16 protein-coding genes are annotated in these 16,329 nt (G+C 72.0%); 5 read left to right on the top strand and 11 right to left on the bottom strand.

Annotation, left to right across the window (positions count from 1 at the left end; genetic code table 11):
* Positions 1-8 precede the first annotated feature (8 nt).
* The 5 genes from ASC60_RS34285 to ASC60_RS34265 all read right to left on the bottom strand — a co-directional run bounded on the left by ASC60_RS34285 (position 9) and on the right by ASC60_RS34265 (position 4,082).
* Positions 9-1,166: a neocarzinostatin apoprotein domain-containing protein gene (locus tag ASC60_RS34285; RefSeq protein ID WP_079038811.1), complete on the bottom strand. Its 1,158-nt coding sequence runs from the start codon at positions 1,164-1,166 to the stop codon at positions 9-11.
* Positions 1,085-1,996: a hypothetical protein gene (locus ASC60_RS34280; RefSeq protein ID WP_055557613.1), complete on the bottom strand. Its 912-nt coding sequence runs from the start codon at positions 1,994-1,996 to the stop codon at positions 1,085-1,087. Before ASC60_RS34280 ends, ASC60_RS34285 begins: the two co-directional genes overlap by 82 nt.
* A 9-nt stretch (positions 1,997-2,005) precedes the next feature.
* A complete protein-coding gene (locus tag ASC60_RS34275; RefSeq protein WP_055557612.1) occupies positions 2,006-2,755 on the bottom strand; it encodes an LPXTG cell wall anchor domain-containing protein in 750 nt (249 codons plus the stop codon).
* A 253-nt stretch (positions 2,756-3,008) separates the two neighbouring features.
* Positions 3,009-3,530, bottom strand: coding sequence for an ATP-binding protein (locus ASC60_RS34270; protein WP_055557611.1), 522 nt, complete (start codon positions 3,528-3,530; stop codon positions 3,009-3,011).
* Positions 3,531-3,713: 183 nt separating this feature from the next.
* On the bottom strand, positions 3,714-4,082 hold the full coding sequence (locus ASC60_RS34265; RefSeq protein WP_055557610.1) for an STAS domain-containing protein: 369 nt from the start codon (positions 4,080-4,082) through the stop codon (positions 3,714-3,716).
* A gap of 252 nt (positions 4,083-4,334) precedes the next feature.
* On the opposite strand from ASC60_RS34265, the gene ASC60_RS34260 reads away from it, so the two are divergent.
* Positions 4,335-5,282: an RNA polymerase sigma factor SigF gene (locus ASC60_RS34260; RefSeq protein WP_055557609.1), complete on the top strand. Its 948-nt coding sequence runs from the start codon at positions 4,335-4,337 to the stop codon at positions 5,280-5,282.
* A gap of 80 nt (positions 5,283-5,362) precedes the next feature.
* Here the strand turns inward: ASC60_RS34260 and hutI are convergent, their stop codons facing one another.
* From hutI to hutU, 4 genes are all read right to left on the bottom strand, one after another.
* On the bottom strand, positions 5,363-6,559 hold the full coding sequence (gene hutI / locus ASC60_RS34255) for an imidazolonepropionase (RefSeq protein ID WP_055557608.1): 1,197 nt from the start codon (positions 6,557-6,559) through the stop codon (positions 5,363-5,365).
* Between the two features lie 83 nt (positions 6,560-6,642).
* Complete coding sequence (locus ASC60_RS34250; RefSeq protein ID WP_055557657.1) at positions 6,643-8,016, bottom strand: formimidoylglutamate deiminase; 1,374 nt, start codon at positions 8,014-8,016, stop codon at positions 6,643-6,645.
* The gene (locus ASC60_RS34245; RefSeq protein ID WP_199831126.1) at positions 8,013-9,200 is read right to left on the bottom strand and encodes an allantoate amidohydrolase; all 1,188 of its coding nucleotides are present in this window, start codon (positions 9,198-9,200) and stop codon (positions 8,013-8,015) included. The genes ASC60_RS34250 and ASC60_RS34245 overlap by 4 nt, the downstream gene beginning before the upstream one ends.
* Before the next feature lie 95 nt (positions 9,201-9,295).
* Positions 9,296-10,972 (bottom strand): urocanate hydratase, encoded by a 1,677-nt coding sequence (gene hutU / locus ASC60_RS34240; protein ID WP_055557606.1) that lies wholly within the window; start codon positions 10,970-10,972, stop codon positions 9,296-9,298.
* Between the two features lie 250 nt (positions 10,973-11,222).
* Here hutU and ASC60_RS34235 point away from each other — a divergent pair, with 250 nt between their 5' ends.
* The 3 genes from ASC60_RS34235 to ASC60_RS34225 all read left to right on the top strand — a co-directional run bounded on the left by ASC60_RS34235 (position 11,223) and on the right by ASC60_RS34225 (position 14,194).
* On the top strand, positions 11,223-11,576 hold the full coding sequence (locus ASC60_RS34235; protein WP_055557605.1) for a hypothetical protein: 354 nt from the start codon (positions 11,223-11,225) through the stop codon (positions 11,574-11,576).
* A gap of 142 nt (positions 11,577-11,718) precedes the next feature.
* Positions 11,719-12,738 (top strand): NADP-dependent oxidoreductase, encoded by a 1,020-nt coding sequence (locus ASC60_RS34230; RefSeq protein ID WP_055557604.1) that lies wholly within the window; start codon positions 11,719-11,721, stop codon positions 12,736-12,738.
* Positions 12,739-12,832: 94 nt separating this feature from the next.
* Positions 12,833-14,194: a diaminopimelate decarboxylase gene (locus ASC60_RS34225; protein ID WP_055557603.1), complete on the top strand. Its 1,362-nt coding sequence runs from the start codon at positions 12,833-12,835 to the stop codon at positions 14,192-14,194.
* Positions 14,195-14,292: 98 nt separating this feature from the next.
* Here ASC60_RS34225 and ASC60_RS34220 read toward each other — a convergent pair whose 3' ends face one another.
* A complete protein-coding gene (locus ASC60_RS34220; protein ID WP_055557602.1) occupies positions 14,293-14,853 on the bottom strand; it encodes a hypothetical protein in 561 nt (186 codons plus the stop codon).
* Between the two features lie 149 nt (positions 14,854-15,002).
* A complete protein-coding gene (locus ASC60_RS40145) occupies positions 15,003-15,263 on the bottom strand; it encodes a transposase (protein WP_370592998.1) in 261 nt (86 codons plus the stop codon).
* A 71-nt stretch (positions 15,264-15,334) separates the two neighbouring features.
* Here ASC60_RS40145 and ASC60_RS34215 point away from each other — a divergent pair.
* A partial coding sequence (locus ASC60_RS34215) for an RNA-guided endonuclease TnpB family protein (protein ID WP_055557656.1) occupies positions 15,335-16,329 on the top strand: 995 nt, incomplete at its 3' end.

The following is a 16,329-nucleotide window of genomic DNA, read 5'->3' as shown; positions in this document are numbered from 1 at the left end:
TTGCGTCCTCACGTCGTTCCCTTCGGGTTCGGTCGGTTCTCCTCGGACGGTGCGGAAAGGTGGTGCGTCGGTGTCCCCGGCAGCGTGTCCGGGGTGAACCAGGGCAGAGCGGTGGCCGGGGAGGCCGAGGCGTCCTTGTCGGCCTGGTCGGCCTGGTTGGCCTTGTTGGCCTTGTTGGCCTTGTTGGCCTTGTCCGCCTCGCCGCCCGGGGGTGTGCGCGGCCGGACCTTGTCCACGACGGCCATGCCGATACGGAAGACCGCCGCCGGGACGACGACGCACAGCAGGATCCAGAAGAGGGTCACGCCCCAGGGCCGCCCCACGCCCCACGGCTGTTCGACGAGCACCTTGCGCCCGTACTCGAGCGACACCCGGTAGTCGCCGTGCGCGCCCGCCGACAACTCGACCGGCAGCTTGACCTGGGCCTTCTTACCCGGCTGGATCGTGCCCCGCCACTGCTGCTCCTCCCAGTCCGGGGCGAAGACACCGTGCGCGGTGCCCACCTTGAAGACCGGGTCGCGGGCGGGGGTCGAGCCGAGATTGCCGACGGTGACGACGAGTCGTCGCTGCGGGGGCGCGCCGAACCAGGTCAGCAGCCCGCTCGACCCGTCGAGCCGCGCGGAGAGCACGCTGAGCCGTTCGCCTCCGGTGCGCTGCTCGGGCAAGGGCGCGACGGGATGTCCGGCGACCTTGAACGCCACGTCCGCGGCGGCGGCTTCGCCGGTCACGGTCGCGACGTGGACGACGCAGGGGCAGGGCTTGGGCGGTTCGGTGACCGGCAGCTTCCGGCGGAACGTGCCGTCCGCTCCGGTGGTGACCGCCCTGCCGTCGGCGTTGGCGCAGGAGTTGGTGCCGCCGATCATGTTCTGACCGCAGATGAGCAGGGTGAGCAGGGCGCGCGGCCGCCAGCCGGTGCCGCTCACGGTGATCGTGCCGCCCGCGCCCGCCTGTTCCCGGGACACCGTCGCGGCCGGGCCGTCGTCGGCCGCCGCGGCGGCGGGCCCGGGGGTGGGGATGACGAGGGCGAGCCCGGTGAGCAGGGCGGCCAGCAGCCCGGCGTACCGACGGTGGTGCGTACCGGCGTTCACGCGCTCGCTCCTGACTCCGTACCGTCCATCCGGCTCCGGCTCCGACTGCTTGTGCGTGTGCGTCTGCGGAGCAGCCAGGTGCCGCCGCCCGCCGCGCCCAGCGCCGTGGCCGCCGCGGCGGCGAGCAGCCATCCGGGGGCGGCGGTGTACGTGGCGGAGGCCGCCGCGTGCGCGCCGCCGCCCGCGGTGACGGTGAGCTTCACGTCCACCGCGTCGAGGGCGGGGGCGTCCGGCCAGCGCTCGGTGAGCCGTACCCGCTTGCCCGGCGGCACCTGGACGGGGAGGGTGCGGGCGTCCCGGCGCAGCACCGCGCCGAAGAGGCCGTCGGCGCGTACGGCCAGCCGTGGCGTCAGCGCGGTGTTGCCGCGGTTGACGACCGCGTAGCGGATGGCCGCCCCGCCGCCGTCCCCGGTCCGTACGACCGTTACGTCCTCGACGGAGAGCGCGGACAGCGTGGCCCCGCTGATCCGCAGACGCATCCGTACGCCGGTCCGGTGGCCGTCGCCGGTGACGACGAGCGCGCCGGAGCGGTCACCGGGCGCCGCGTCGGGCGGAAGGGTGACGGTGAAGGGGACGTCGGCGCGGGTGCGGGCCGGGACGCTGACCGTGCGGGCGGCGAACGCGATCCACGTTCCCTCGGCTCCCTCCCCCCGGAGCCGGAGGGTGTGGGGGCGCTGGTCCTCGTTGGTGACCGAGAGCTTGTCCCGGAGTACGGTGCCGGGCCGTCCCTCCAGGTAGAAGTACGGTCGGTCGGCGGCGTCCGGCGCGCTGCCCGCGCCGGGCGCGGGCGCCGCCGACCACCCGGGCCCGGCGGCAGCGGCGGGCGTCGCGACCGCGCCCAGCGGCGCCGCGGCCACGGTCAGTGCGGCGGCGCACGCGCGGAACGCGGCGCCGGTACGGGACGGCATCGCCCGCTTCTAGCGCGCGGCCCGCCGGCGGCGGGTCAGCCAGAGCGCCCCGGCCGCCCCGGTGAGGAGCACCGTGCCGCCGAGGGTGCCGAGCGCGATGGCGGAGTCGGCGGGTCCGGTCTGCGGCAGCTGTCCGCCGCCGGTGCCGCCCGTACCGCCGGTGCCGCCGGTGCCGCCCGTACCGCCGCTGTCGCCCGTGCCCCCGGTGGAGTCGGAGCCGCCGGATGAGCCGCCCGCGGCCGTGACGTCCAGGGTCAGCGAAGGCTTGGGGCTGTTGCCCGGCGTACAGGTCGTGGTCGTGCCCAGCGCCTTGATGGTCAGGGTCGAGGCGGTGAAGGTGACCTTTCCGCTCTTCTTGGGGGTGTACGTGCCCGTCAGCGTGCTGATCTTGATGGGCGTATTGGCGGGGACGGCCTGCGAGTTGGGGGGACCCGACACCGGCACGGTGCCGGTCTCCGCGCCGCCCAGCTTGATGAGCGCGCTCGGATGCATGGCCCCCTTGCCCAGTTCCACCGGGCTGGAGGAGACGCCCTTCTCGAAGGACATGGTGAGCTTGTAGGCGCTGCCGCTCGGAGCGCCCTTGATATCGATGGGCGATACGGCGCTTTTGTCGCCGATCGGCGTCTTGCACTGATAGTTGACGTCCACCGTGGCCGCGTGGGCGGCCGGAGCGGTGAGCAGTACCGCCGAACCGGCCACGGCCGCGGCCAACGTGAGGGCACCGCCGCGACTGGCCGTACGGCGTTGTGGTCGGGACACCTGAGATCCCCTCTCGCCAAGCGCCGCAGCCGCAAGCTAACTGACGGCACATCAGATCGGGCGCCGACAGTACGCCGGGGACCTTGCCGAGGGAAGACAAAGAGCACGCCGAATCGGCGTGTCATGGATGAACTGGGTGCGGCACTGCGACACAGGGCCGAGACCGGCCGGACGACGGGCCGGAAGACGGCCCCGGAGGGCCGGACCGGAGGGCGCTCGGCACCCGGGCGGAGAGGGACCGGGGCCGTGCTCTTCAGGCGGGCGCGGCCAGCTCGGCCCAGACGGTCTTGCCGGATCCCTCCGCGTTCCGCACGACCCCCCAGTCGAGGCACAGCCGCTGCACGATGAACATGCCATGGCCGCCCGGCCGCCCGGCGCGGTGCGGGGTGCGGGGTGCGGGCGTACCGGTGCCGAGATCCACGACTTCGAGGCGGAGCACCTTCGCGTTGCAGCTGACCCGCAGCTCCTCGGGGCCGTCGGCGTGCAGGCAGGCATTGGTGACCAGCTCGGAGACGACGAGCAGCACATCCTCCGCGGCGGCCCGCTGATCGGCGGTCGCGGCCGGAAGCCAGCCCCAGTCACGCAGCGCCTCGCGCGTGAAGTCCCGGGCGCGCGGCACCGCTCCGCTGGCCCCGATCAGATGGAGCCTGCGGAGCTGACGGATCCGCCCGGGGGATGGCCCGGGGGGAGGAGTGGCCGGTGGGGCAGCCGAAGCGGCAGGGCCGTCCGGATCCGGGCCGCGGTCGCCCGGCGGGTACGGCCGGGTGGTGCTCATCAGCGCTTCACCTCACCGATTCACCGATTCAGGGACAAGGGACACCTGATCTCTTCAACAGTTTCAGCCTGTCTCCTGCCCGGCCAAAGCGTGAGAACACCCACTTCTCCGGTACGGCTCATGTGACGCGGACAACGCCTCGATGACACCCTGCCGACACACCGGAAACAGGAGTGGCGGAGATCACTCGACCAGCGCCGCGTCAAGGGATTCATGGACCGTGAAGACGGCCTCCGCACCTGTGATCTCGAACACACGGGCAACGACCGGCTGCATACCGGCCAGATGGACGGCCCCGCCTTCGGCCTCGGCCTTCAGGCGGGCGCCGAGCAGCACGTTCAGCCCGGTGGAATCGCAGAACTCCAGATGCGAGCAGTCCACCACCAGTCGCACGCGTCCCCCCTCCACGCACTTCTCCAGCGGCTCCCGCAGCACCTCGGCGGTGTGGTGGTCCAACTCACCCGTCGGTGTCACGACCGCGCTCGCCCCGTGGTGCCGAACCTCGACCTGGAGCCGGCCCTTGCTGGCGCTGCCGACCATCCCGCGGTCCATGTGCGCACCTCTTCTGGCGTCTCGTTGCTTTCGATTGCGCGCAATGAACCTTACGCCTTTGACCGGTCCTCCGGTAGCCGAACATTTCGCATAGTTCGGCAAATATGGACAACGTGGACTTGCCACGCACCAGCGAATACGGGTAGGCGTAGTAAGAACACATCCGAACACGGCCCGGCTTTGGAGGCGCCGCTCACCGGAGCAGCACGTCATGGCATCGGCAGCCATATGCCGAGAACGACGGAGGAGACTATGTCACCCCAGCTCGACGACTCGCGTACCGACCCGTCTTGGAGTACCAGGGCCACCGTCTCGTCGGCTCACGTACCCGAACAGTTCGTCCCTGATGCGGGTGCCCAGACGATCGCCGGATATTCCCTCGATGAATTGACCGAACTGTCCGATCTGCCGGAAATCCCGTCGTTTGAGACGGTGAGCCCGGTCGACGCGAGGGCCCTCTCGAAGACGCTCTTCGAGCGGATCGAGGTGCTCGAAGAGGGCACCCACGAGTACGCCTACGTCCGCAACACCCTGGTCGAGCTGAACCTGGCACTGGTCAAGTTCGCCGCCTCCCGCTTCCGCTCCCGCAGCGAGCCGATGGAGGACATCGTCCAGGTCGGCACCATCGGCCTCATCAAGGCCATCGACCGGTTCGAACCGGGTCGGGGTGTCGAGTTCCCCACCTTCGCGATGCCGACCATCGTCGGCGAGATCAAGCGCTTCTTCCGGGACACCAGTTGGTCCGTGCGCGTCCCCCGGCGGCTGCAGGAGCTGCGGCTGGACCTGGCCAAGGCCGGCGACGAACTGGCCCAGCGGCTCGACCGCGCACCGACCGTCGGCGAATTGGCCGAGCGTCTGGACATCACCACCGCCGAGGTCGTCGAGGGCATGGCCGCGAGCAACGCGTACACCGCCAGCTCGCTGGACGCCCAGCCCGAGGAGGACGACTCCGAGGGCGCGCTGGCGGACCGCATCGGGTACGAGGACCACGGGCTCGAAGGCATCGAGTACGTCGAGTCCCTGAAGCCCCTGATCGCCGATCTGCCCGCCCGGGACCGCCAGATCCTCTCCCTGCGCTTCGTCGCCAACATGACGCAGTCGGAGATCGGTGAGGAACTGGGCATCTCCCAGATGCACGTCTCCAGGCTGCTGTCGCGCACCCTCCGTCGGCTCCGCAAGGGACTGATGATCGAGGAGTAACGCTTCCGCTGACGGATGAGGGCCCGTCCCCGCTCGTTCGGGACGGGCCCTTATGCGTGCCCGGTGCCTCTGAAGTGCGGTCAGACGAGCGTGCCGGCGCGCCAGACCGCCGAGACCAGCGGCACGCCGGGGCGGTAGGCGAGGTGGACGTGGGAGGGCGCGTCCAGCAGCGCGAGGTCGGCCCGGGCGCCGGGGGCGATCCGCCCCACGTCGTCGCGGCGCAGCGCCCGCGCCCCGCCCGCGGTGGCCGCCCAGACCGCCTCGTCGGGGGTCATCCCCATCTCCCGTACGGCCAGGGCGACGCAGAACGGCATCGAGCTGGTGAAGGACGAGCCGGGGTTGCAGTCCGGCGACAGCGCGACCGTGGCGCCCGCGTCCAGCAGCCGGCGCGCGTCCGGATAGGTGGAGCGGGTGGAGAACTCCGCCCCGGGCAGCAGGGTGGCGACGGTGTCGCCCTGCGCCAGGGCGTCCACATCGGCGTCGGTGAGATGGGTGCAGTGGTCGGCGGAGGCCGCGCCCAGCTCGACGGCCAGCCGCACACCGGGGCCGTACGACAGCTGGTTGGCGTGGACGCGCGGAATGAGCCCGCGCTCCTTCCCGGCGGTGAGGACGGCCCGGGCCTGGTCGCCGTCGAAGGCGCCCTGTTCGCAGAAGACGTCGACCCAGCGGGCGTGCGGGGCGCACATGTCGAGCATCGGGCCGGTGACGAGGTCGACGTACGCGGCGGGGTCGTCGGCGAACTCGGGGGCGACGATGTGCGCGCCGAGGAAGGTCACCTCGTCGGTGTGGGCGGCGGCGATGGACAGGGCGCGGGCCTCGTCCTCCGACGTGAGGCCGTAGCCGGACTTGATCTCCAGGGTGGTGGTGCCCTGGTGCAGGGCCTCCACCACATAGCGGGCGACGTTGGCGTTGAGCACGTTGTTCGAGGCGGCGCGGGTGGCGGCCACGGTGGTGCGGATGCCGCCCGCGCTGTAGGCCCGGCCGGACATCCGGGCGTTGAACTCCTCGGTGCGGTCGCCCGCGAAGACCAGGTGGGAGTGGGAGTCGACGAAGCCCGGGACGGCGGCCCGGCCCGCCGCGTCGACCCGGTTGTCGGTGGCGGGTGCTTTGCTTGTCTCACCGACCCAGGCGATGCGGTCACCGTCGATGACGACCGCCGCGTCCTGGATCAGACCGAGGGGGCCTTCGCCGAGGGAGGGGTCGTTGGTGACGAGGCTGGAGATGTGGGTGAGGGCGGTCGTGGTGGGGGTCGCGACCGTGTCCGTGGCGGTGGTCATGGTGGGGGCCTTCTCCTTGATCAGCCGGCTGGGCCTGGTCGGCCTGGTCAATGTGATCGGCGTGGTCAGCCTGGTCGGGCTGGTCAGCCGTGCAGGGCCGCGATGGCTCCGGCCAGCGCTTCGGGGACGCGCGGGACGAGCTGGTGCGCCCCGTCCCGTACGACGTGGCGGCCGCCGACCACGGTGTGCCGGACGTCCGCGTTGGTCGCCGCGAATATCGCCGTCTCGGCGCCCAGCCGGGCCGGCGGCCCCGCCGTGCGGACCGAATCCAGCGCGATCGTGGTGAGGTCGGCGAGCGCGCCCACCTCGATCCGGCCGGTGTCCGCGCCCCAGCCGAGCGCCGCGTGACCGTCGGCGGTGGCGGCGCGCAGCAGCTGGGCGGCGGTCCAGTGGCCGCGGGTGCGGGTGTGCAGCCGCTCGTCCAGCTCCATGGCGCGGGCCTCTTCGAGGATGTCGATCACGGCGTGGCTGTCGCTGCCCAGGGACAGCGGTGAGCCCGCCTGGCTCAGCTGGGCGGCCGGGCCGATGCCGTCGGCGAGGTCCCGCTCGGTGGTCGGGCACATGCACACACCGGTGGCCGAGTGGCCCAGCAGCCGGATGTCGCCGGGGGTGAGGTGGGTCGCGTGCACGGCGGTCGTGCGCGGGCCCAGCACCCCGTGGTCGGCGAGCAGCCGGGTGGGGGTGAAGCCGTGCGCCTCCACGCAGGCGTCGTTCTCGGCGGTCTGCTCGGAGAGGTGGACGTGGAGGGGCGCCGCCTGCCCCTCGGCCCAGCCGGACACGGTCGCGAGCTGATCGACGGGCACGGCCCGCACCGAGTGGATGGCGGCGCCGACGCGGGTGTTGCCGTCGCTCTTCAGCGCGGAGACCCGCTCGGCCCAGGCGTCCGCGGTGCCGTCCGAGAAGCGGAGCTGGTGCTGGTCGGGCTCCTTGCCGAAGCCGGAGGAGAGATAGCAGGTGTCGAGGAGGGTGATGCGGATACCGGCCTCGGCCGCGGCCGCGATCAGGGCCTCCCCCATGGCGTTGGGGTCGGCGTAGCGGCCGCCGCCGGGCGCGTGGTGCACATAGTGGAACTCGCCGACGCAGGTGATGCCCGCCATGGCCATCTCGGCGTACACGGCGCGGGCGAGATCGAAGTAGCTGTCCGGGGTGAGCCGGCCGGCCACCTCGTACATCACCTTGCGCCAGGTCCAGAAGGAGTCCGGCGCCGCCCCGTCCGGCGGGCGCGCCGAGGCGCCCGCCTGCACGATGCCGCGCAGCGCCCGGTGGAAGGCGTGGCTGTGCGCGTTGGCCAGGCCGGGGACGGTCAGACCGCGCAGGGTGACGGAACCGGCCGGATGCAGGGGGCTCCCGGGCCGCACGGCCTTGATCCGCCCGTCCGTGGCCACCACGATGACCACGTCCGGCACCACCTGCCCGTCCAGCCAGGCGTACTCCGCCCAGTAGGTCTGCGCCGTCAGTGACACGCCAACCCCTCCAGTACCTGTGCGAGCGCGGCCACACCGGCGAGGCAGTCGTCCTCGCCCGCCGTCTCCGCGGGTGAGTGCGAGACGCCGGTGGGGTTCCTTACAAACAGCATGGCGGTCGGAACCGACGCGGACAAAATGCCCGCGTCGTGCCCGGCCCCGGTGGGCAGGACCGGAACGCCGCCGAGCAGGCCCGACAGCTGGTCACGCAGGTCGTGGGCGAATTCCACGATGGGGGTGAAGGACTCCCGGGTGACGCGGACGTCCACCCCGTCGCGCCGCCCGCGCTCGACCGCGGCGCGCTCGATCTCGCCGACGACGGCGGCCAGGGTCTCCTCGTCGGGGGCCCGCGAGTCCAGCCAGCCGCGCACCAGGCCGGCGATCGCGTTCACCCCGTTCGGCTCGACGCCCACCTTGCCGAAGGTCGCCAGCGCCCCCGCCAGGCGGGCCTTCTTGCGGGCCGCGAGGACGGTGTTCGCGTAGGTGAGCATCGGGTCGCGGCGGTCGTCCAGCCGGGTCGTCCCGGCGTGATTGGCCTCGCCGTGGAAGTCGAACCGCCAGCGGCCGTGCGGCCAGATCGCGGAGGCGACGCCCACGGGGTGGCTCGTGTCGTTCAGGCCGCGGCCCTGCTCGATGTGCAGCTCCACGAAGGCGCCGATGCGGGCCAGCCGCTCCGGGTCCGGCCCGATGGCCTCCGGGTCGTACCCGGCGCGCTCCATGGCCCGCGGCAGCGTGACGCCGTCCGCGTCCCGGAGGGCGTGCGCCTGCTCCGGGCCGAGCTGCCCCGCGGTGAGCCGGGACCCGACGCAGGCCAGGCCGAAGCGGGCGCCCTCCTCGTCGCCGAAGTTGACGATGGCGAGGGGTTTGGTGGGCGCGGCGCCGCGTGCCCGGAGCTGGTCCAGGGCGGCGAAGGACGAGACGACGCCGAGGGGGCCGTCGAAGGCGCCGCCGTCGGGGACGGAGTCCAGGTGGGAGCCGGTGACCACGGCGTCGCCCGCGGTGGGGTCGCCCAGCCAGGCCCACTGGTTGCCGTTGCGGTCCAGCTCGTAGGTGAGGCCGCGGGCCTCCGCCTGCGCCTGGAACCAGGCCCGGCAGTCGGTGTCGGCGCCGGTCCAGGCGTAGCGGCGGTAGCCGCCGGTTTCCGCGTGGCGGCCGATGGGGGCGAGGTCGCGCCACATCTCGTGGAACGACGCGCCGGTCGTGGGGGGTGTGCCCACTGTGGTCTCAGCCTCCGTTGGGTGAGCGGATGCGGGCCGGGGGGTGGGCACCACGGTCACTCCGACTCCCTCATGGGGATGCGGACGTCGCGCTCGGCGGCCACCTCGTCGGCGCGGTCGTAGCCCGCGTCCACGTGGCGGATCACGCCCATCCCCGGGTCGTTCGTCAGGACGCGGCGGATCTTCTCGGCAGCCAGCGGCGTACCGTCGGCGACCGTCACCTGGCCCGCGTGGATCGAGCGGCCCATGCCGACCCCGCCGCCGTGGTGGACCGAGACCCAGGAGGCGCCCGAGGCCACGTTGACCATGGCGTTCAGCAGCGGCCAGTCGGCGATCGCGTCCGAGCCGTCCAGCATGGCCTCGGTCTCGCGGTACGGGGAGGCCACCGAGCCGCAGTCCAGGTGGTCGCGGCCGATGGCCAGCGGCGCGGCGAGCGTCCCGTCGGCCACCATCTCGTTGAACCGCTCCCCCGCCCGGTCGCGCTCACCGTAGCCGAGCCAGCAGATGCGGGCGGGCAGCCCCTGGAAGTGGACCCGCTCCCCCGCCATCTTGATCCAGCGGGCCAGGGACTCGTTCTCCGGGAAGAGGTCGAGGATCGCCTTGTCCGTGGCCGCGATGTCCTTCGGGTCGCCGGACAGCGCCGCCCAGCGGAACGGGCCCTTGCCCTCGCAGAACAGCGGCCGGATGTACGCGGGCACGAAGCCGGGGAAGGCGAAGGCGCGCTCGAAGCCCGCGAGCTTGGCCTCGCCGCGGATCGAGTTGCCGTAGTCGAAGACCTCGGCGCCCGCGTCCATGAAGCCGACCATGGCCTCCACGTGCCGGGCCATCGCCTCGCGCGCCCGCTGGGTGAAGTCGGCGGGCTTCTCGGCGGCGTACGACGCCATCTCGTCGAAGTCCACGCCGATCGGCAGGTACGACAGCGGGTCGTGGGCGCTGGTCTGGTCGGTGACGATGTCGATCGGCGCGTTCATCGCGAGCAGCCGCGGGACCAGCTCGGCCGCGTTCCCCAGCACGCCGATGGACAGCGGGCGGCGGGCGTCGCGCGCCTCGACCGCGAGCTGGAGCGCGTGGTCCAGGCTGTCGGCGCGCACGTCCAGGTAGCGGTGCTCGATACGGCGCTCGATGGCGCGTGGGTCGCAGTCGATACAGATCGCGACGCCGTCGTTCATGGTGACCGCGAGCGGCTGGGCGCCGCCCATGCCGCCGAGACCGGCCGTGAGCGTGATCGTCCCGGCGAGGGTGCCGTGGACCCCTTTACCCATTGAATGCAGCTTCTCCGCGACGGCCGCGAACGTCTCGTACGTGCCCTGGAGGATGCCCTGGGTGCCGATGTAGATCCACGAGCCCGCGGTCATCTGGCCGTACATGGTCAGGCCCAGCGCCTCCAGGCGGCGGAACTCCTCCCAGTTCGCCCAGTCGCCGACCAGGTTGGAGTTGGCGATCAGGACGCGGGGCGCCCATTCGTGGGTCTGCATGACGCCGACCGGACGGCCCGACTGGACGAGCATCGTCTCGTCCTGCTTCAGCGTGCGCAGCGTACGGACCATGGCGTCGAACGAACGCCAGTCGCGGGCCGCCTTGCCGGTGCCGCCGTAGACGACGAGCTTGTCGGGGTGCTCGGCGACCTCCGGGTCGAGGTTGTTCTGCAGCATCCGCAGGGCGGCTTCCTGCTGCCACCCCCGGGCGCTCAGCTCCGTACCACGCGGGGCCCGTACGGGTCGCGGTCCTGACATGGGCCGTGCCTCCCTGCCATCGACTGGATCGAGTTATTCACATCTTGTCTTTGATGAATATAGCTAGTCAATAGGGGCGGCTGCGGTATACACCCGGGCGGTTCCCCGAACAAACGGCACACAAAACCGACTAGACAGGGCACTTCCTGGCAAATATCGAATACCGGGGTTCTTTCAGTCTTCTGGGTGGAATTCAGGAATCAGCCTCTGCCGGTCGGCAGGTCACGCGCTCGCAGACAGGAGTCTCGACATGTTCAAGCAGGTAACGACCCTTGCGGTGGCCACGCTTGTCGCCGGGCTGGTCACCGTCCCCGTCGCCGAAGCTGCGCAGGCGCGGTCCTCCACGGCGGCCGGCGTCACGCTGTGCTCGCAGGAGAATCTGAGGGGGACCTGCAAGACGTTCCTCCGGCCCTCGCCGCTCAAGGACGTGTCGATCGCGACCTTCACGATGCGATCGGTCAAGAACACCACCACCGGCAAGGTCTTCCTCTACTCGGGCGCGCCTTCGCGGGGCAGGTGCACCGGCCTGTATAGGAGCGTCGACGCCGACCACTGGAGGAACATCACCCCCGCGAAAACCGTCAGGTGTATCCACTTCACCTGATCCCTCCTCCTCGGCGGCCCGCCGGTTCGGCCGGCCGGCCGCCGACGCCCGTTCGGCCGCTGAGGCGCGACCTGCGAGATTCCCTGAGGCGATCTCGTCGGCGTCATGGCGCCCCCAGCCGCCGCCCGTCCCGGAGCCCGCCGTGTCCCTGCCCGTCACCCATCGCGAGGTGCGCCTCGCCGCCCGGCCCGAAGGGCCGCTCACCACCGACCACTTCGAGGTCGTCCACGCCCCGCTGCCCACCCCCGGCCGGGGCCAGGTGCTGGTGCGGAACCGGCTGATGAGCGTCGCCGCCGCCATGCGCCCGCTCACCTCGGCCGACCCCGGCACCCTCGGCCTGCCGCAGCTGCGCAACCGGGTCGGCGACGTCATGCGGGGCCCCGCCATCGGCGAAGTGGTCAGCGCCCCGCCGGACACCGGCCTGACCCGCGGCGCCCTCGTCCGCCACCACTCCGGCTGGCGCGAGTACGCCGTCCTCGACGCGGCCGAGGCGCCCCCGCTCGACCCCGACGCGCTGCCCGACCCCGCCGCCCACCTCTCCCAGGGCTTCACCGCCTGGCTGGGCGTGGTGCGCGGCGCCGGGGTGCGGCGCGGCGACACGGTGTTCGTCACCGGGGCCGCGGGCGGGGTCGGCACCCTGGCCGGGCAGTTCGCGCGGCTCCACGGCGCCGCGCGGGTCATCGGCTCCACCGGTTCCCGTGCGAAGGCCGACCGGCTCATCGAGGAGCTGGGCTACGACGCGGTCGTCATCCGCGGCGCGGCCCCCATCGAGGAGCAACTGCGCGCGGCGGCGCCGGACGGCATCGACGTCCTGTTCGACACCGTCGGCGGCGAGCAACTGCGCGCCGCCCTCGCCCTGGCCCGCCGCAGGGCCCGCTTCGCCCTCGTCGGCGCGCTCGCCGCCCAGCTGTCCGACGACGCCCTCGCCACCACCCCGATCAGCACCCTCGCCCTCATCACCCGCGGCGTCACCCTGCGCGGCATCAGCGCCTACGACCACCCGGACGCGGCCCCGACGTACCTGCGCGAATTCGGCCGCGCGCTGCGCGCGGGCGCCATCACCTACCCCCACACCCGCCTGACCGGCATCGCCCAAGCCCCGCGCGCGCTGGTGGAGTTGCTGGAGGGACGCCACCTGGGGGCGGTGCTGGTGGAGCTATGAGTCGGGTCGTGGACCCGGCCCGGCATCGGTGCCACGGCGCCCCGCACACCCGCCGGCCTGGCCTGTGGCCCCGGTCGGGTGGTTGGCTGAGGGCATGACTGCGAACCCGACCCCGGTCCCGGCCAGCGCCGTCGAGCGGCGTGAGCGGGCCGTGCGTGCCGCCGTCGAGCAGGGGCTGATCGGCCCCGAGCAGCCCGTCGTCGGACTGCTCGACGTCACCGGCATCCGCGCCGCCGCGGCCGAGCTGCGGGCCGCCTTCGACGAGGTCACGGCGCCCGGCACGCCCGTTCTGCACGCCTTCGCCGTGAAGGCCGCCGCGCTCGTCCCCGTCCTGCGGCTGCTGACCGACGAGGGGCTGGGCTGCGAGGTGGCCAGCCCCGGTGAGCTGGCCCTCGCCCGGGCCGCCGGGGCGGACCCCGGCCGCATCGTCCTCGACTCGCCCGCCAAGACCCACGCCGAGCTGCGCGAAGCCCTCGACCTGGGCATCGCCGTCAACGCCGACAACCCGCAGGAGCTGGCCCGGCTCGACGCGCTCGTGGGCGCCGTCCCCACTCGGTCCCCGCTGGGCCTGCGGGTCAATCCGCAGGTGGGCGGCGGCAGCATCGGCGCGCTCAGCACCGCCACGGAGACCTCCAAGTTCGGGGTCGCGCTGCGCGACGTAGGGGCGCGCGACTGGGTCGTACGCGCCTTCGCCGAGCGCCCCTGGCTGACCCGGCTGCACGCCCACGTCGGCTCGCAGGGGTGCCCGCTGGAGCTGATGGCGGCGGGCGTCCGGGCCGCGTACGAACTCGCCGAGGAGATCAACCAGACGGTCGGCCGCCGCCAGATCGACACCCTCGACATCGGCGGCGGCCTCCCCGTGAACTTCACCTCCGACGAGGTGACACCCAGCTACCACGAGTACGCGCGACTCCTGAAAACCACCGTCCCCGGTCTCCTCGACGGGCGGTACGGCCTGGTCACCGAGTTCGGGCGGTCACTCCTCGCCAAATCAGGAGTGGTGCTGGCGCGCGTCGAATACGCGAAGTGGGCCGGCGGCCGACCGATCGCCGTGACGCACGCGGGCGCGCAGCTCGCCACCCGTACGGTCTTCGCCCCCACCTCCTGGCCCCTGCGGGTCGCCACGTACGACGCGAACGGGCGCCCCAAGCGCACGGGCCCCGACGGCCCGGTCACCCAGGACATCGCGGGCCCCTGCTGCTTCGCGGGCGACCTGGTGGCCGAGAACCGGGCCCTGCCGGAGCTGGCGGCGGGGGACCTGGTGGGCCTGCTGGACACCGGCGCGTACTACTTCTCGAACCACTTCGCCTACAACAGCCTGCCCAGGCCGGGCGTGTACGGATTCGCGCCCGGCGACGACGGCGTCCGCTTCGCGGAGGTCCGGAAGCCGCAGACGATGGCGGAGATCGTGGCCGAGAGCGGCGGCGCCGAGGCCGAGGGTCTGACGGCCCTGTAGAGCGGGAAGCCGCCAACGGCGGCACCACCACCCACCGAACGCACCGCGCCCCCACCGCACACCCGCGCCCGCGCCCGCACCCCGCACCCCGCCAGGAGTCACCGCTTCGCGCCGCCCGGCCCCGCGTCGCCCGCCGCGGGGCCCGTCGTCTGGTAGCCGCGGACGTCGCGGCCCGCCGGTCGGCCACGGGGGACCCAGTCCGTACGGACCCACAGCAGCGCGTCGTGCGCATGCTCCCAGCGGCCCAGCCACAGCGCCTTCGCCCACAGCCCCGCGCCGAGGCCCGCCAGCAGCAGGCCGCCCGCCGCGGGGACGGCGAAGGACGAGCCGACAGCGGCCAGGAAGGCCAGGAGCAGCCACCACCGCAGGGCGCGGCGGCGGGTCCGCAGGGTCACCGCGCGGTCCTGGAGGAACACCGACACGCCCGCGCGGGTGGCCTCCTGGGCCAGGGTCAGATACCGGCCGCGCCGTACGACAAACACCACAAGGGCCGCGATCAGGAAGAGCGCCGCCCCGGCCAGCAGGCCGATGCGGCGGCCGGTGAGGCCGGGGAGCAGCGTCCCGATGCCCCCGGCCAGAACGCCCAACCACCACAGCCATCCGGCGGGTGCCCGTACGACCACGGCGACCCGTATCAGCGCATACGCCCCGCGTCCCATCTGCCGACCTCCTCGACGTCTCAGGCCATCGAACGCGGACTGTAGTCAAGGTCGCTGAGAATTCGGTGAGATGGCGGTTCTCAAAGGCCTACCGATCACCTTGCGTGGATGCCCTGGCCTTCAGGCCGAGGATGAACCGCATCTCTGGACTACTCTGGCCTGGAAGTCAGAGCCGACGTTGTTGCTGCTCGATGGGTTGGCGGAGGATCGTCAGCGGCGCGCCTCCGCAGGAGGCGGAGAAGTAGGACGGCGACTGTAGATGTCCGTGCAAGACGCCGCGGTGCTCTGGTGTACTGGTCCGCCTCGAAGTCCTGGCACACGTTCCGCATGATCTTTTCGCAGCGTGTCAGCATCTCATTGGTGAACACTCCACGCTGGTAATTGGTCACAACGATCAAGTGAACGTGCATCGCCGAAACCATATGCTTGTCATGGCAACATTCGTCCTCGCTGTCCATGAGGCCGACATATGTTCGTGTTCGTGCAGCTCCGCTATAACTACCGGGTCTACCCGGACGCCCCGCAGCGCCGCGCGCTGGCGCAGGCGTTCGGGTGTGTGCGTGTGGTGTGGAACGACTGCCTGCGCGACCGGCAGGAAGCACATGCGGCAGGGCGGCCGTATGTGACGTCGGCCGAGCTGTCCCGGCACCGCATCACCCAGGCCAAGCGCACCACCGAGCGCGCCTGGCTCGCCGAGGTATCGGCGGTCGCGCTTCAGCAGTCGCTGCGGGACTTGGATACCGCCTACAGGAACTTCTTCGACTCCCTCAAAGGCAGACGCAAAGGCCGCAAGGTCGCACCGCCTCGGTACAAGTCGAAGAAGGACACGCGGCAGTCCATCCGCCTGACCGCCGACGCCTTCTCTCTCCAGGACAACGGCACGGTGTATGTAGCCAAGGTCGGCGCAATCAAGGTCACGTGGTCCAGGCCACTTCCAGCCACGCCCACCTCTGTGACGGTCACCAAGGACTGCGCGGGCCGGTACTTCATGAGCTTCGTGGTGAACACCGAACCACATATCCTCCCCGAGCTGGAGACCGAAGTCGGCATCGACCTGGGCCTGACCACCTTCGCCGTCCTCTCCGACGGCACCCGCATCCACTCCCCGAAGTTCCTGCGGCGTGCTGAGAAGAAGCTCAAACGGTTGCAGAAGGATCTCTCCCGCAAGGCCCGGGGATCGAAGAACCGGGCCAAGGCCCGTGTCCGGGTCGCGCGGCAGCATGCCCGGGTGGCCGACCGCCGCCGGGACTGGCACCACAGGGCCTCCACACAGATCATCCGCGACAACCAAGCGGTGTATGTGGAAGACCTCGCAGTGTCCGGCCTCGCACGCACCCGGCTGGCCAAGTCCGTGCACGACGCCGGATGGTCGGCGTTCGTGAACATGCTGGAGTACAAGGCCATCAAGCACGGCAGGTACTTCGGGAAGATCGGACGCTTCGAGCCGACCTCGCAAGTCTGCTCCGAGTGCGGAGT

Source organism: Streptomyces sp. NBRC 110028 (assembly GCF_001417735.1).
In the GTDB taxonomy this organism is placed as follows: domain Bacteria; phylum Actinomycetota; class Actinomycetes; order Streptomycetales; family Streptomycetaceae; genus Streptomyces.
This window is presented reverse-complemented; position numbering and strand designations above follow the sequence as displayed.

Bases quoted from the DNA above. Each gene is read 5' to 3' on its own strand.
- ASC60_RS34225 (WP_055557603.1), top strand. From the start codon at position 12,833: ATGACTGCGAACCCGACCCCGGTCCCGGCCAGCGCCGTCGAGCGGCGT.
- hutI (WP_055557608.1), bottom strand. From the start codon at position 6,559: ATGACCACCGCCACGGACACGGTCGCGACCCCCACCACGACCGCCCTC.
- ASC60_RS34265 (WP_055557610.1), bottom strand. From the start codon at position 4,082: ATGGACCGCGGGATGGTCGGCAGCGCCAGCAAGGGCCGGCTCCAGGTC.
- ASC60_RS34280 (WP_055557613.1), bottom strand. From the start codon at position 1,996: ATGCCGTCCCGTACCGGCGCCGCGTTCCGCGCGTGCGCCGCCGCACTG.
- ASC60_RS34245 (WP_199831126.1), bottom strand. From the start codon at position 9,200: ATGTGGCGCGACCTCGCCCCCATCGGCCGCCACGCGGAAACCGGCGGC.
- ASC60_RS34235 (WP_055557605.1), top strand. From the start codon at position 11,223: ATGTTCAAGCAGGTAACGACCCTTGCGGTGGCCACGCTTGTCGCCGGG.
- hutU (WP_055557606.1), bottom strand. From the start codon at position 10,972: ATGTCAGGACCGCGACCCGTACGGGCCCCGCGTGGTACGGAGCTGAGC.
- ASC60_RS40145 (WP_370592998.1), bottom strand. From the start codon at position 15,263: ATGCACGTTCACTTGATCGTTGTGACCAATTACCAGCGTGGAGTGTTC.
- ASC60_RS34270 (WP_055557611.1), bottom strand. From the start codon at position 3,530: ATGAGCACCACCCGGCCGTACCCGCCGGGCGACCGCGGCCCGGATCCG.
- ASC60_RS34220 (WP_055557602.1), bottom strand. From the start codon at position 14,853: ATGGGACGCGGGGCGTATGCGCTGATACGGGTCGCCGTGGTCGTACGG.
- ASC60_RS34260 (WP_055557609.1), top strand. From the start codon at position 4,335: ATGTCACCCCAGCTCGACGACTCGCGTACCGACCCGTCTTGGAGTACC.